Raw genomic sequence first — 2399 nt, forward strand, 5'->3', positions numbered from 1 at the left:
GGGCAGCGGCAGCGGTTTGGCGTGGGCTCTTTGTTGTGGTGGAGGCCACCAGGGTGGTGGTCTTCCGTGGTGGGCCCGTGATCGCGGACGGGTGGGAGCCGGTGCCGGTACTGGTGGCGGAGCCCTGCTGATCGCGGGTGCTCGGCCGTATGGAGGACGAGTCGGTGTCGGTGGCGTCCGCCAGTGTGGTGGCCGTGGCCTGCGGCTCCGGTGTCGAGGAGGCCTGCGCGTCGTGGCCGGTGGACGGGCGGGACGGCAGTACGGCGAGCGTCAGACCGCCTCCGACGAGCGCGACGGTCGACGCGACCGCGGCCCGGCGGCGCTGCTTCTTCCAGCGCGCCAGTTGACGGCGCCGGGCGGCGCGGCCCTGTGTCGCGGGATCGGTGTGCTCGGCGCCGCTCGACGGCACGGCGTACGGCGCGTCCGGCGTGTCCGGTGCGGTCGATGCGATCGGCTCCGCGTCGAGGTGAGACGCCCAGGCCGCCGCGGGCTTCTGAGTGGGCCACACCTCCGCCGCCAGCACGGTCGCCGGCGCCGTGTTGCGGTCGTGGGGGGCGTGGAGACGGTGGCCAGGAGGCGCGATGTCCGGGGCGTACGCGCCGCACCCGGGGCACACCAGTGCCCCGTTGAGGGTCCGACGGCACGAGGAGCAGTAGTCCATCCGCGATCTTTCTGTGCTGACTGCGCCACCAGGGAATCCGGCGACCTGTTCAAGTTCGCACTCAGGATCGAGCGGGCAACAACGTAACGGCACGCGCGGGAGGCCGTGCGTCGACTGTGTGTTGCTCTCGCGAAGATTCTTCGCCGACGGCTCCTCGGCGGTTCTTCAGCGGCTCCTGGATGGATCTTCAGCGGCTGCTTCAGAGCTCACGCCTTCAGGACTCACGCCTTCGGGACTCACGCCTTCAGACACGCGAGCACCGCCCGCTCCCGCCGGCGGACGCGATCGCCGTGGCTCCGGCGACCTTCAACACGGTCAACAAGTGGGCGGCCGGGATCTCCGGCACCCTGGCCCTACCGTGGCCGGGCCTGTTGAGACCGTGGCCGGGCCCGTCGAGACCGTGGCCGGAAGGTTTTCGCTCCCGGCCACCGCGCGCGTAGAGTCCTTGACCCGATCGTGTGAATACCGGGGGGTGCGCGTATGGCGCGGGACGAGCGGCCGTATCCGGTGACGGAACTGCTGGCAGCCGTGCGTTCGGAAATACAGGCGGAGCGGCGCGGTGACGGAAAGGACGCACAGAAGGTGTCGCTGTCCAGCGGTCGCTTCGTGTCCTCTTCCGCGGGGCGGTTCGAGTACATATTCGGATGCAAGAGATGGCACCCGTCACTCGACGGTACTTCCGTACTGGTACGTGCCTCGACCTCGCGCGGCTCCTGGGCGACCGCGGAGGCAGCGCGCATGCCGGACGGCAGCGTGCGGCTGATCACCGCCGAGGACTTGGGACGGTCCGTTCGCAACGTCCAGATCCGTAAGGACGACTCGGCCGGTCTGGTCGTCGTCGCCGAGCGCCTCGAATCGGTCGGGCAGCCCGACAGCCTTGTGCGAACCGAGAGCGCCGGATGGATCGTGGGACGGGGAAATCCTGTCGTCACACACGAGCCCGACCCGGGCCGATGGGTGGCGAATTGGCAGAAGTTGCAGCTGAATTCGCGTCAACGGCTCGCCGTCGCACACGCGTTGGCGAGCCAGGCCCTCTTCTTGTGGGGGCCGCCGGGCACAGGAAAGACGGATGTCGTCGGGCATGTGGTCGAGGGCAATCACCGGCAAGGGCTGAACGTCCTTTTCCTCGCGCCGACGAGAGTCGCGGTCGACCAGGCGCTGGAGCGCATCTGTGATCTCCTCGCGGGCGAGGACGGCTTCGGAGACGGTCTGGTGCAGCGCGCGGGCGACATCGAACTGCCGTCCTTGCGTGAACGGTACGGCGAGTACGTCGATACCGGACGCATCACGGCCCGGATCGCCGCACAGTTGGACGAAGCCCTCACCGAGGCGACGGAATCTCTCAAGAAGGCGCGCGCCGCCCTCGCCCTGCACGACGAGGCGCGATCCCTGGACGCGGACCTCACATCGTCCCGTACGGCCCGCACGGAAGCCGTCGAGTCGCAGGCGGACGCTGAACAGAAGGTACTGCGGGCCGAAGCCGCCGTGGCGGAAGACCGTCTCAAGATCCATAAGGTCGGCACGCCCGGAGGGCTCTTCGCCAAGCGGAAGGAGGCCCAGCTCGCCGCCCTGCGGAAAAGCCTCGCCGAGGCCGAAGCGACGGCCGCGGACGAACGGCTGCGAGGCGCGGCGGCCCGGCAGCGGGCGAGCGAGGCCACGGCGCGGATCGATGAGCTGAGCGGACGCCTGGCCGCCGCCCGCGCGAAGCTGGCGGGCGTCGCGGCGCGCGCGGGACTGG

General features: G+C 70.1%; 2 protein-coding genes and 1 pseudogene. 2 read left to right on the forward strand and 1 reads right to left on the reverse strand.

All coding sequences use genetic code 11. The annotated features are described in order from the left end of the window. Positions 1-661, reverse strand: a 661-nt coding sequence (locus GA0115259_RS03515; RefSeq protein ID WP_107469132.1) for an SCO2400 family protein, incomplete at its 3' end; no start/stop codon positions are given. A 179-nt stretch (positions 662-840) separates the two neighbouring features. Here GA0115259_RS03515 and GA0115259_RS41455 point away from each other — a divergent pair. Together GA0115259_RS41455 and GA0115259_RS03525 are read left to right on the forward strand one after the other, a co-directional pair. Next, a pseudogene (locus tag GA0115259_RS41455) lies at positions 841-1017 on the forward strand (flavoprotein); the annotation flags it as partial. A 382-nt stretch (positions 1018-1399) separates the two neighbouring features. Continuing rightward, positions 1400-2399, forward strand: a 1000-nt coding sequence (locus GA0115259_RS03525; RefSeq protein ID WP_161230273.1) for an AAA domain-containing protein, incomplete at its 3' end; no start/stop codon positions are given.

This window comes from Streptomyces sp. MnatMP-M17 (assembly GCF_900091995.1).
Taxonomy (GTDB): domain Bacteria; phylum Actinomycetota; class Actinomycetes; order Streptomycetales; family Streptomycetaceae; genus Streptomyces.